Source organism: Nioella sp. (assembly GCF_965215655.1).
Taxonomy (GTDB): Bacteria; Pseudomonadota; Alphaproteobacteria; order Rhodobacterales; family Rhodobacteraceae; genus Nioella.
On record NZ_OZ244111.1, the window covers coordinates 3,819,124 to 3,831,912 of the forward strand.

General features: G+C 58.5%; 10 protein-coding genes and 1 tRNA gene. 9 read left to right on the plus strand and 2 right to left on the minus strand.

The genetic code is table 11. The features are described from left to right. Positions 1–8: 8 nt before the first annotated feature. Positions 9–971, minus strand: coding sequence for a fatty acid desaturase (locus ACOOEX_RS19025; RefSeq protein WP_420396304.1), 963 nt, complete (start codon positions 969–971; stop codon positions 9–11). A 454-nt stretch (positions 972–1,425) separates the two neighbouring features. Between ACOOEX_RS19025 and ACOOEX_RS19030 the strand changes: the two genes are divergently transcribed. The 6 genes from ACOOEX_RS19030 (at position 1,426) to ACOOEX_RS19055 (ending at position 8,789) form a co-directional block, all read left to right on the plus strand. Continuing rightward, complete coding sequence (locus tag ACOOEX_RS19030) at positions 1,426–2,559, plus strand: sugar ABC transporter substrate-binding protein (RefSeq protein WP_420396305.1); 1,134 nt, start codon at positions 1,426–1,428, stop codon at positions 2,557–2,559. Between the two features lie 252 nt (positions 2,560–2,811). Further along, the gene (locus ACOOEX_RS19035; protein ID WP_420396306.1) at positions 2,812–3,627 is read left to right on the plus strand and encodes an ABC transporter permease; all 816 of its coding nucleotides are present in this window, start codon (positions 2,812–2,814) and stop codon (positions 3,625–3,627) included. A 134-nt stretch (positions 3,628–3,761) separates the two neighbouring features. Next, entirely contained in the window at positions 3,762–4,652 is an 891-nt protein-coding gene (locus ACOOEX_RS19040) for an ABC transporter permease (protein WP_420396307.1), read from the plus strand. Between the two features lie 30 nt (positions 4,653–4,682). Next, on the plus strand, positions 4,683–6,233 hold the full coding sequence (locus ACOOEX_RS19045; RefSeq protein ID WP_420396308.1) for a xylulokinase: 1,551 nt from the start codon (positions 4,683–4,685) through the stop codon (positions 6,231–6,233). After that, positions 6,234–7,721: a sugar ABC transporter ATP-binding protein gene (locus ACOOEX_RS19050; RefSeq protein ID WP_420396309.1), complete on the plus strand. Its 1,488-nt coding sequence runs from the start codon at positions 6,234–6,236 to the stop codon at positions 7,719–7,721. It begins immediately after the preceding gene. 174 nt (positions 7,722–7,895) lie between these two features. Beyond that, entirely contained in the window at positions 7,896–8,789 is an 894-nt protein-coding gene (locus ACOOEX_RS19055; RefSeq protein ID WP_420396310.1) for a LysR substrate-binding domain-containing protein, read from the plus strand. A gap of 599 nt (positions 8,790–9,388) precedes the next feature. On the opposite strand, the gene ACOOEX_RS19060 is transcribed toward ACOOEX_RS19055, so the two are convergent. After that, positions 9,389–9,464 (minus strand) — tRNA-Lys (locus ACOOEX_RS19060). Positions 9,465–9,593: 129 nt separating this feature from the next. On the opposite strand from ACOOEX_RS19060, the gene dapF reads away from it, so the two are divergent. The 3 genes from dapF (at position 9,594) to ACOOEX_RS19075 (ending at position 12,789) form a co-directional block, all read left to right on the plus strand. Continuing rightward, positions 9,594–10,430: a diaminopimelate epimerase gene (dapF, locus tag ACOOEX_RS19065; protein ID WP_420396311.1), complete on the plus strand. Its 837-nt coding sequence runs from the start codon at positions 9,594–9,596 to the stop codon at positions 10,428–10,430. After that, positions 10,430–11,692 (plus strand): tRNA (N(6)-L-threonylcarbamoyladenosine(37)-C(2))-methylthiotransferase MtaB, encoded by a 1,263-nt coding sequence (gene mtaB / locus ACOOEX_RS19070; RefSeq protein WP_420396312.1) that lies wholly within the window; start codon positions 10,430–10,432, stop codon positions 11,690–11,692. The genes dapF and mtaB overlap by 1 nt, the downstream gene beginning before the upstream one ends. A gap of 158 nt (positions 11,693–11,850) precedes the next feature. Further along, entirely contained in the window at positions 11,851–12,789 is a 939-nt protein-coding gene (locus ACOOEX_RS19075) for a dimethylarginine dimethylaminohydrolase family protein (protein WP_420396313.1), read from the plus strand.

The following is a 12,789-nucleotide window of genomic DNA, read 5'->3' on the forward strand; positions in this document are numbered from 1 at the left end:
GCCGCAGCCTACGAGCGAGCCTCCGATCCGTTGCTTGCTGCCGCGTTCTTCGCCGTCAGCAACCGCTTGAGCACCTTGTAATGGACGTACAAAATGCCGGGCGCGACCTCGGCCAGATGTTCCTTGACCTTTTCCTCATGAAGCCTAGGCAAGGCGTGGAACGGCACAGACGGGTAAAGATGGTGCTCGGCGTGATAGGGCATGTTCCAGTAGAAGAACCGGACAAACCAGTTGGTGTGCGTGGTCCGCGTGTTTTCTAGCATGTTGGGTGACTCGGCCATTCCCGTGTGCTCGATCATACGAACCGCGCGCAATGCCGGTTCCCCCAGAATACGCGGCAGAACCCAGACATAAACAGCCAACCAACTTTGAAACCAGACCGAGAGGACCGCGATTACGAAATAGGTCGCGACCATAAGCCGGGCCTCGTTCGCAACATTCCGGAGCTCATTGTCCGGAATGAATTCACGCTCCTCTTCGCTGAAGCGGCCAAGCGAAAGAAAATACAGGTTTCCCAGCATTCGATGCCAGATGTTGTAGCTCGACACATGGAGGAAGTACTCGCGAAAGTTGCGTGGGAACGCCACCTGGTCGGGGTCGCCCTCAGGATGCTGGGTGAAGGTGTGATGCGCCATGTGGCGATATTTTGAATAGAGGAACGGCCGCATGATGATCATCGCGCCGATTCGGCCGACGATCGTGTTCAATCGACGTGTCTTGAAAGCGCTGCTGTGAATGCACTCGTGCATGCAAGCGTACAGAAAGGCGATCATTGCGCCCTGCACGAACATCACGGGAATCGTCCACCACGCGAAGGGCGTGAGCCAGAGGAACGTCCCGACCGCGACGATCGCACCGATGTGCACTGCAAAATGAATCAAACCGGTATGATTGTTGCGCACCATGTACTCTTTCAGCTCCTTCCTGGAGACGACGTCGGTTCCCACTGGCAGCCATTCCGAACGATCCATTCATCTTCCTCCCAAGTTCAGGGCCACGGCCAAGACCGTGTACAGTTACGCCCCGAACGTGTTTCGTTGAGCCTCAGGTTTCAAATTCATCCTTTGAATGGGTCAATCAATGCCGCCTGCAATCTCTGCAATCGCAGCATTGATTTTTTGAATTTGTGAAGTTGCGAGACGGCTGCCTACCGTCAAGGGACCAGGAAACGATATCCCGCCGAGGGATACTCAGAAGTCATACGTTCACGCGCATCACGTCTGCCAGAACCACAAGTGCAGGCCGAGTGGAGCGCATAGGGAGGTAATACGAATGCTATCAACTAACAGAAGGCAGTTCCTAGGTGGAGCAGCTTCGCTTGCCGTGGTTGCACCCTGGGCCAAAGTTGGTCTTGCACAGGAAACCCAAGGGGTTCATTCGATCCTGAATGATCTCATACGGCAATACGCGGCAGCTGCGTCCAGTATGACGAATCCCAGCGTTCGAGACCTTTACGAGCAGGACGGATTTCAGGACTATCTGGAGGCCTACCCCGTTGGCGATCTGGTCGATGGCTTCGTTTGGGAGCCCGGTATGGGGGCGGAGTTCGAAGGGCCCTATAGCAACCTGCCCATCAAAGCGCCCTTCACGGACTATATCCCTCTGGACGAAGGTCCGGTTCTTGACCCCGACAGGACCTACCGCATCGGTTTCGTCTTCCACGGGTTCAACCACCCCTGGCTGATCAGCCTGGCCGATACCGTTGCCTGGGAAGCCGCGCGCCACCCGAATATCGAACTTGAGGTCATCGACGCAGAGTTCGATGACAGCCGCATGGGTCAGGTGATCGATACGTGGATCACGCGGCAGTTCGACGGTATCGTCTTGTGGCCGGCCCGAGAGGCCCCCATGGGCCCGCCGGTCGATCGCGCCATTGAGGCCGGTATTCCAGTCGTCAGTCTGGACCGGCGTACATCCTCGTCCGCCATCAGCTCCGAGGTGCTTGGCAACTTCTATGCCAACGGATTGCAGCAAGGGCTGTACCTCAAGCACGTGGTCAGCGAAGGGAACATGGTGCTGAATCGCAAGGACCTGGGCAGCACCGCCGACTCGATCCGGACCGGCGCCTTCCTGCAAGCGATCGGAAACACGGACGGGTTTGAGATCGTCGGAAACTATCACACGAACAGCCAACGTTCGCTCGCCTTCGATGCGACGGCCGATGCGCTCCAGGCCAACAGTCAGTTCGACATCAGCTTCAATACCGGCGGCGAAGAGGCGCTCGGAGCGCTTGGTGCCATCGAGGAAGCCGGGCGTCTGAACAGTGGCAGTTCCGGCAAGATCATCATTCTTGCCAACGACGACGCCAAAGAGATCATGGCCAACATCAGAAGCGGTGCCATCGACATGGTCGCGCCGTATACGCCCCTTATCGGTGACGTGGGACTGCGCGCCTTGATCCGGCATATCGGGGCAAATGAAGGACGGAACGAGGCGCCGCCAAGGCTGATCATAACGCCCAACCTGCCAATGGTCACAAGAACCAATATGACGATCGAAGGTGTACAAACGCTGACACCAGACGAATGGCTCTATGCCTATGGTCCAGCCGTCGAGTGATTGACATCCAGCCATCCGCCCTCCTTGCGCAGGGGGGCGGACAGACAGTAGTTTCACTTGACAATAAGGCGAGCAACGGTGGGTTTAGCAAAACAGAGCACGATCCAGCGGGTTGAAAACCGACCCAGACTCCCCGATCGTTTGGTCGTCGGCCCAGACGCCATTCGGGCCGCGGTCCTGATCGTTCTCCTGGCGACGGGGGCGCTCCTGACACCGGGGTACTTGTCGCTAGAGAACTTCAGAATCCTCTTGATGTCCGTCGCAGCGGTCGGGATCGTCGCCTATGGCATGACACTTGTCGTCATTTCAGGCGAGATCGACCTGGCGGTTGCGGGGACTGCCGTTCTGTCGGCCATCGTGGGCGCTACCTTGCTTGACACCGGCTCGCCGGTTCTGGTGATCGGCGCCACTTTGCTGACCGGGCTCGCAATCGGGTTGGTCAATGGTGTCCTGACGGCTTTTATCGGTATTCCTTCGTTGATCGTGACGCTCGCTATGCTCGGGATCTCGCGAGCGGTAGCAAACATCATTTCCAGAGGTCAGGCATCGTATCCCGATAGCGTTTCGGCATATCTCTGGTTCGGAAACGGAATGCTTCTCGGTCTTCCCACGCCGATCGCGCTGCTACTTTCGATTGGTGCCGTGATGGTTGTTCTCACACGTTTCACGACGTTTGGGCCAGCACTTTTTGCCACAGGTGGAAACACCAAGGCGGCAGTGCTGTCAGGCATCCGCGCGCGTTCGGTCAAACTCTCGGTTTTCATGATCTGCGGCGTTCTGGCGGCGACCGGTGGAATGATCGAAAGTGCGCGCTTGTCCTATATCAACCCCGCGGCCTTTGCAGGGCTGGAGCTGGAGGCACTCGCAATCACCGTTCTTGGCGGCGCCGCTCTTGCTGGCGGATCAGGGTCGATTCTTGGCACCTTGCTCGCGGCGCTGATCATCGGAGTGGTGAACAATCTGCTCAATCAACTCGGCGTCAGCCTCTATACGCAAAGGGTCGTAACCGCGCTGGTCATTCTGGCGGTCGTCCTGCCGGGCTACAAACGGAGGCAGATCGCAAAATGAGTGCGTCAGCAGATCATACAAGACCCCGACCGAGCCTCTTCGCGTCATCGCTAAGGATTGCCCGAGACCCGCTGGTCTTGCTAATTGTGGCCATCCTTGTCCTCGGAAGTCTCACGTCAGAATACTACCTGACGATGCGAAACCTCGAAACGCTCCTGCGCTTCATGGCCGTTATCGGGCTTCTGTCGCTTGGTGTCACGATTGTCATGCTGACGGGGCGGATCGACCTGTCCGTGGCCGCGATCATGGTGTTCTCGGTGATTTCAGCCGTCGTCTTCACCAAGCTGCTCGGCGGCTGGATCGGCGAGAGATGGGTGGTACGCGGAAACAGTTTTGTCGGACCTGCCAGCGTGGTTTTTCTTGCGACCTTGGTTGTGGGATGCGTGCTTGGTTTGATGAACGGAATAGGAATCGCCCATTTCAAGGTTTCGTCTTTCATAATGACGCTTGTGACCCTTACTGCATTGCGCGGTGGGAACTACATCCTGACAGACGGTCACCCGTATTATCTGCAGTCGGACGCCTTCCGATGGGTCGGAAATGCGGACTTTCTCGGTATTCCGTTCAGCTTCCTGGTGTTCTGCTCGGTCCTGGCCTTTCTCGCATGGTTGATGGGACGCACCAATTTCGGGCGCCATGTCTACGCAATTGGCGGGAACGAGAAAGCCGCTATCTACGCTGGCCTGAAGACGAACCGGATCGTGATTTTGACCTTCATGATCAGCGGTCTGTGTTCCGCGGTCGCCGGTATCCTGTTTACATCCCGGCTGGCATCGGTCGATGCTCCACTTGCCTCGGGATATGAGCTCACGGCCATTGCGATCGCCGTGATTGGTGGAACTGCCTTGTCCGGTGGCGTCGGGTCGCCATGGCGGACCCTGCTTGCGGCGGTTGCATTTGCTGCCGGGCTAAACCTGCTTTCGATCTGGGGCGTCAGCACCTGGTATCAGAATCTGGCCATCGGTTTGACCTTGCTGATTGCGGTTGGTCTTTCCCCGGCCAGCCGGAAGAGACTTCAACTCTAACCTTACGCGGCTTGGGAGGAACGCACCGGCATGAGCAAACATCTCACCATTGGTGTCGACATTGGAACCACCAACGTAAAGGCCTGCGTGCTTGACACGCAAACGGGCAAAGTACTGGCTTTCGGGTCGAAAGAGCACCCTCTGTTTCATCCGCATCCGGGTTGGGCCGAGCAGGAAGCGGACAATTACTGGGATGCCGTGGTCTCCTCCATTCGGCAGTGTCTTGAGGGCGGCAATTTCGCGGACCACGTTCAATCCATCGCCTTGTCCGGGTTGGTTGGTGTCACGCTGCCCGTCGACGATCGCGGCAAGCCTCTGCGACCTGCGATGATCTGGATGGACTCGCGCTCGGAAGATGAATGCCAGGACATCCGCAATGCCGTTGGCGAAGACACGATCAACTCGATCAACGGAAACCGTCTGGCTCCCTGGTTCATTGACCCGAAGGCGCTATGGATCAAGAAGCATGAACCTTCTGTGTTCAATGCAACCCACAGGTTCCTGTCACCGGCAGGCTACTGCACGTTCAAGCTTTGCGGTGCCTTTACGATGAACACCGGTGATGCCGGGCTTTTCTATCCCTACGAGTATCAGAAAGCGGCGTGGAACGAGGAGCTTGCGACCGCGATCGGCATCCCGCCGGAAAAGCTGCCCCGGCTCTACGTGTCACACGAGGCGGTCGGTGAGGTTTCCAAGCAGGCGGCAGCGGAAACGGGCTTGCGTCCAGGCACAATCGTGGCTGCGGGAGGAACCGACATCAGTTCTGCCGCGCTCGGCGTTGGCGTGACAGAAGCGGGCCAGGCGTTTTACTCTATGGGGACGGGATCCAATATCGGGATCATGATCCCGACCGAGCAGACGGTCGACGAATATCGTATCCTGAAATGGCCGCATGTGCTGCCCGGACTGACAATGTTCGACGCACCCATGGCGTTCACCGGTGCGTCGCTCAAATGGTATCGCGATGCGTTTGGAGATGCCGAAGCACGCCTAGCCGAACGAATGGGCGCGAATGTGTTTGACCTCTACACGGAACAGGCACGCCAGGTTCCCCAGGGCTCGGACGGCCTGATGTACCTTCCGTATCTCGGCAATTCGCTGGCGCCGAACTGGAACAGCGAAGCCTCTGGCGTGTTCTTCGGGATGCTGCCCAACATGGGACGAGCACATTTCATTCGAGCGCTGATCGAAGGCGTGGCCTTTGACCTCTATTCCAACTTCCAGATCGCCACCGCGGCGGGTGCTCAGGTCGATGAACTTGTTCTGAACGGTGGACCGACCAAGAGCCGTTTTTGGAACCAGATCACGGCGAACGTGACCAACACGCCGCTCAAAGTGCCGGATATCGGCGAAGCAGCGCCGCTTGGAGATGCCATTCTGGCAGCGGTTGCAGGTGGCATCTATCCCGATCCGGTAACGCCCTTGAAGGATATCGTCTCGATCAAGGAGACGATTGACCCGGATCCCGTAATGCATGAGCGGTATGCCGAATGCTTCGAGGTTTGGCGAAATGTCTACGAAAGCCTTCGTCCGAGCATGACGGAACACCGAGCACTTCAGCAACGTCTGAGGAAGGGCTAGATGACCGCCCCGCTGTTGCAGGTTCAGGACGTCTCGCGATCGTTTCCCGGCGTTAAGGCCTTGTCTGACGTCAGTTTTTCGGTCGAGGCAGGCGAGGTTCACGCGCTTGTGGGCGAAAACGGCGCGGGCAAATCCACGCTGCTGTCGATCATGAACGGTCTGTTGCAACCCGATGAGGGCCAAATTCTTGCAGAGGGTGAACCGCTTACCCTCGGAGGGCCAGCCGACGCGATCGCGCATCGGCTGGCAATGGTCCATCAGGAACTCGTTTTATGTCCGAACCTGACGGTGGCAGAAAACGTTTTTCTGGGTCGCGAGACAGCTGCCAATGGTGAAAGCCGATCAAACCAGGGAGTGGTGGCTCGGACACAAGCCCTGATTGATGAGATCAAGGTCGATCTCGACCCGAACGCGCTGGTCGGTGACCTCAGCTTGAACGAACGGCAGATCGTGGAGATCTGTCGCGCACTCTCCAGCCGACCCAAAGTGATCGTTTTCGACGAGCCGACGGCATCGCTTGACGATGAGCAAACCGAGCATCTTCTGGAAATAATACGAAAGCTTAGACAATCGGGGCTTGGCATAGTCTACGTTTCACACCGCCTGAGCGAGATCTTCGCCATTTCGGATCGGATCACCGTGCTGCGTGACGGAAAGGTTGTCGGCACGACGAGGGCCGAAGGCATCACCGAGCAAAAGCTCGTATCGATGATGGTCGGACGGGAATACGATCCGTCCTCGATGTCCTACCGCGAAAGAAACCTGGGCGAGGTGGCGCTCGAGGCTATCAACCTGACATCCAAGGGCCATTTCGCGGGCGTGTCATTTCGTGTCAGAAAAGGAGAGATCCTTGGGATCGCAGGGCTGCTCGGGTGCCAACGCGAAGCGGTCGTGCGGGCAATCTTCGGCGCCCTTCCGGTTCATGCCGGTTCGATCGAAATCCACGGAAAACCAGTCCGCATTGGCTCACCACGCCAGGCAATAGACCACGGGATCTCTTTCATGCCTGCCGATCGCAAGGACGAAGGGCTCGTGCTTGACATGTCAGTTGAGGACAACCTGTGCCTCACGGTTCTGGATAGTTTGAGCGCCGGTGGTCTCTTGCGATCCGGCAAGAGGCGCGAATTGACCCGGTCTCTAATCGCGCGTCTCGCGACGAAGGTCAGTTCCCGCAAACAACCTGTCCGGGGCCTTTCGGGGGGGAATCAGCAAAAGGTCGTCATTGGCAAGTGGCTGGCGAGAAAGGGCGATATCGTTATCGCCGAAGACCCGACACGAGGGGTGGACATTGGCGCAAAGGCTGAAATCTGGTCGGTGCTTCAGGAAATGGCGAGCGAGGGCAAGGCGATCATCCTTATCGCCAGCGAGCTTGAGGAGTTGTTGGGCGCTTGCGACCGCATCATCGCGATGAACCGGGGCAGCGTCACAAGCGAGTATCTTCGGAAAGACTTCGACGCCGAGGCGATTGCGCACAGCTTTGTCGCGTAGGGCTTGCTCGTCACGTCGGTGTCACTTCGCCCAAGAAGCCCTACGGCGGAGCTTCGATAGAGTTCCAACGAACGCATCTCCACACTGCCATATTGCGTGACTTCAGTGTACATGGATTAACGCTGGCGGATCCATCGACTGACATCCACAATTGCTCGGCAGGAGCGTATCGCTATGTCCAACAACTTGAACAATCTACGATTTGTTAATTTCAGCCAGCTACGCTCGTTCTATGCGGTTGCCCGAGAGGGTAGCATCACCAAGGCGGCACTCCTGCTCAATATCGGGCAGCCGACCGTGACAACGCAGATCAAGGGACTGGAGGACACCTACAACGTTCAGCTATTCAATCGATCTCCGCGCCAGGTATCCCTTACGCCGGAAGGTGAAATGCTATTCGAGATCGCCCGGCAGGTCTTTTCCCTAGAGGAGCGCGCCGTTGAACTGCTGTCTTCGCACGAGGCAAAAGTTGCCGGGAAGCTGCGCATTGGGACGGTAGGTCCACATTTCGTCATGGACATACTTGCTCGAATACATCGGGACTACCCGCTGATGCAGGCTTACATCGAAAGTGGGAACTCCGAACAGATCTACGGCAAGTTGCTGGATTACGAAGTCGACGTTGCCGTTACGGGGTCGAAATCGACAGATCCAAGGATTGCGCAAATACAGCTAGGAACGCATGAGATCGTGTTGATGGTCCATTCAGATCATCCTTGGGCGCACCGAGACGGTGTTTCCATCAATGAATGTGATGGCCAACGCCTCGTCCTTCGCGAAAAGGGATCAATGACCCGTCAGGTTTTTGAACAGACGATGGACGCGGCGGGGGTGCGCGCCAATGTCGTCATGGAGGTCGCGCGAGACACAATGCATGAGGCCATCCGATCGGGTTTTGGTATCGGGGTCATCAGCCTCGATGAAAGAAGCTCCGATCCTGCACTGCGATACATTTCATTTTCCGACGTATCGCCCAGCACAGAGAGCTACGCGTCGTGCATGAAAGAGCGTGCGAACGTCCGTGGCGTCAAGCTCTTCATGGACATAATCAGCGATCTCGCCCCTTAGCCCGCATGGCGAATTTCGTTGCGATGAGCTACGCGGGCCGAGCAGTTAGCATACGCTAAAAGGCTACGGTCTGACGCTCGCGTGAGGTAGCTTGTTCTGACCAAGCGCCCATGTCCGGTTCCCGATATCGATGTGTAACTACGAGGACATCCTTCGCGAGTGTGGCGTTGTGATCAGCCATGAGACGGTGTGTTTCTCCCGCAGTGAATTCTCCGAGCCGGGGCTTCACGCTCACCTACAAAGGCAGACATCACCGGATTCTTTGGCAAAATCTGCTTCGTCCCGCATTGCCGACATTAGGGGTTAGCGCAGCGAAGTTCCGCATTCCGCCCGAAGCTCTTGTGAGATGTCTGATGTCGATGAAGTACGCATCTGCACTTCCGTCCAAGCCCTCACAGGTCAGCGGGCACGGATACACCGTTGATCAGCGAACTCTGTTGGCTTGATTTTCGCGGGGCGAATGCTCGACTCGGTGCTGTTGCAATTCTGCCACGAATATGGAGCAGGCGCTTGCTTCCACACTGCTTCCACGGGCATCTAAGCACGACCATCCGAAGTAAAGTCGTAATGCACATCCCATTGATATCAAAGGATTTCAGTGGTGAGCCGTGCAGGATTCGAACCTGCGACCCACTGATTAAAAGTCAGTTGCTCTACCAACTGAGCTAACGGCCCACTCTGATGCAGCGCAATCTTGCGACCCCCGCTACAGGCGGCTTCTCTATTGGCCTGCCTCTTGGGCGTCAAGCAGAAATCTGCCCTTTGGGATTTCAAATTGTCCTGGGAGGGCGTATATGCCCGCGCATGGTGGAAAACGGACCCATAACCGGCCTGCCCTTCATGAAAATGCATGGGCTTGGCAATGACTTCGTGGTGATCGACGCGCGGGAGACCGCCGTGACGATGACCGCGCCGTTGGCGGCTGCGTTGGCGGACCGGCATCGGGGGGTGGGATTCGATCAGCTGGCGGTGATTCATTCCGATGACGGGGCGGATCTGTCTCTGATCTTCTACAACGCAGATGGCTCGACGGCCGGGGCCTGTGGAAACGCGACCCGCTGCGTGGCGCGATACGAGATGCAGCGCACCGGGGCCACGGCCCTGACCTTGCGGACTGAGCGTGGCGTCTTGCAGGCCGTGGATGCGGGCCGCGGGCTCACCTCGGTCAATATGGGGCAACCGCAGCTGGACTGGCGGGACATTCCCTTGGCGCAGGCCATGGACACGCTGGAGTTGCCTATTGAAGGCACGCCGACTGCGACCGGTATGGGCAATCCGCATTGCACATTCTTCGTAGACGATGCCGAGGCGGTGGACCTTGCCGGGCGGGGGTCCGAGATGGAGCATCACCCGCTCTATCCCGAGCGCACCAATGTTCAGTTCGCCCATGTGATCGGGCCGGATCATCTGCGCATGCGGGTCTGGGAACGGGGTGTGGGGGTAACGCTGGCCTCCGGCTCCTCCTCCTGCGCGACCGCCGTTGCTGCCGCCCGCCGGGGTCTGACGGGTCGCACCGTCACCATCGTGCTTGACGGCGGCACGATCCATATCGACTGGCGCGAAGATGGCGTCTGGATGACGGGGCCGACGGCCCATGTCTTCGACGCCGTGCTGACGCCGGAATTCCTGTCGGCGCTCTGATGTCCATCAAGCCCCCCGTTTTCCACACGCTCGGCTGCCGGCTCAACGCCTATGAAACCGAAGCGATGAAGGCGCTGAGCGATCAGGCCGGAGTGGATAATGCCGTGGTGGTGAACACCTGTGCCGTGACCGCCGAGGCGGTGCGCAAGGCCCGGCAGGAGATTCGCAAACTGCGGCGCGACAATCCCGAGGCCAAAATCATCGTCACAGGATGCGCCGCGCAGACCGAGCCCGACACGTTCAAGGTGATGGATGAGGTCGATCTGGTGATCGGCAATACCGAGAAGATGCAGCCAGAGACATGGGCCGGCATCGCGGGCGATTTCATCGGTCAGACCGAGAAGGTCATGGTCGACGATATCATGAGCGTGACGGAAACGGCTGGTCACCTGATCGACGGGTTCGGCACAAGGTCGCGTGCCTATGTGCAGGTTCAGAACGGGTGCGATCACCGCTGCACCTTTTGCATCATTCCCTACGGGCGCGGCAATTCACGCTCCGTCCCCGCCGGTGTCGTGGTGGACCAAATCAAGCGGCTGGTGGATCGCGGCTATAACGAGGTGGTGCTGACCGGCGTCGACCTGACCTCTTGGGGGGCGGATCTGCCCTCCACCCCACGTCTTGGTGATCTGGTCATGCGCATCCTGAAACTGGTGCCGGACCTGCCGCGCCTGCGCATCTCCTCCATCGACTCCATTGAGGTGGACGAGAACCTGATGCAGGCCATCGCAACGGAACCGCGCCTGATGCCGCATCTGCACCTGTCGCTTCAGCACGGCGATGATCTGATCCTAAAGCGCATGGCGCGTCGTCACCTGCGCGACGATGCAATCCGGTTCTGCGAGGAAGCGCGCCGCCTGCGACCCGACATCACCTTCGGTGCCGACATCATCGCTGGCTTCCCGACCGAGACCGAGGCGCATTTCGAGAACTCGCTGAAACTGGTGACAGAGTGCGACCTGACCTGGCTGCATGTCTTCCCCTATTCCAGGCGGAACGGTACCCCGGCGGCCCGCATTCCCAACCAGGTGAATGGCAACGTGATCAAGGATCGCGCAGCGCGGCTGCGAGAGGCGGGGGAGCGTCAGGTTGCGGCGCATCTGGCTGCGCAGATCGGACGTCGTCACAAGGTTCTGCTGGAAAACCCCCACATGGGCCGGACCGAGCAGTTTACCGAGGTCACCTTCCGCGATCCGCAACCCGAGGGGCAGATCGTCAGTGCGGTGATCACGGGTATCGAGGGCAACCAGCTTTGCGCCTGAGGGCGCGGGTCTGAGGCATGTCAACTGCCTGCTCACTTAGCGGTGCCTGAACTGGCTGTATGCGGGCACAGCGTCGAAAGCGATGCCGAAACGACCCTTTCTATTGCTTGACGGCCCTCCTCCGCTATCGTTCACGCAAACCGAAAGCGGAGAACCCCATGCCCGATGATCAAAGCCCTACACATCCGCCGCTTCAGGCGCGTAACCCGCTCGGCGGAACCGAGGCGCTCTCGAACTGGGGCATCGATTCCGAATATGGCGTGCTGCAGGACGTGCTGCTTGGCCCGGTCGAAACCTTCGGGCATATGGATAACGTGGCCTTCAGCTCCATCTATCGGGAAACTGCGCGGACCGGGCGCAAATGGGATCATCAGATCGCAGTCAAGCAGTACCGCGAGATGTGCGACGCCTATGAAGGGGCGGGCGTGAAAATTCATACCCTGCCCGCCGATGAACATCTGAAATACGGGGTCTACGCCCGCGATTCCAGCTTCATGACGCCTTGGGGGGCTGTGATCACCCAGATGGCCAATCCGCGCCGGCGGGGCGAGTATTCTGCCGCGCTGCGCTTCTACCTAGGGGCTGGTATCCCGATCTACGACATGGTCAGTGCGGGCAACTTCGAGGGCGGAGATTTTCATATCATCGAGCCCGGTGCGGTGCTGATCGGCTATACCGGTATGCGCTGCGAAGAGGTCTCGGCCCGTCAGATCGGGGCTTGGGTCGAGAAAGAGGGGTGGGAGGTGCACTATGCCTATATCGACCCGTACTACGTGCATATCGACCTTATGGTCTGCATGATTGCCCCGAAATGCGCGGCGGTGTGTCTGGAAACCACGCCCGATCACGTCACCGACTGGCTCAAGTCCCGCAAGATCGAGATCATCCCCGTCGGTTTTCGCGATACGATGGCGCTTGGTTGCAACGTGATGTCTCTTGGCGGAGACCGGGTACTTGCCCCGGCTGCCAGCAAGGACCTGATCGCCAGGCTGCGCGCCAATGGCTTCACGGTCTACGACCCGGAAATGGACATGTTCACCATGATGGGCGGCGGCATCCATTGCATGGCACAATCGCTCCGGCGCGAGCCAGGCTGA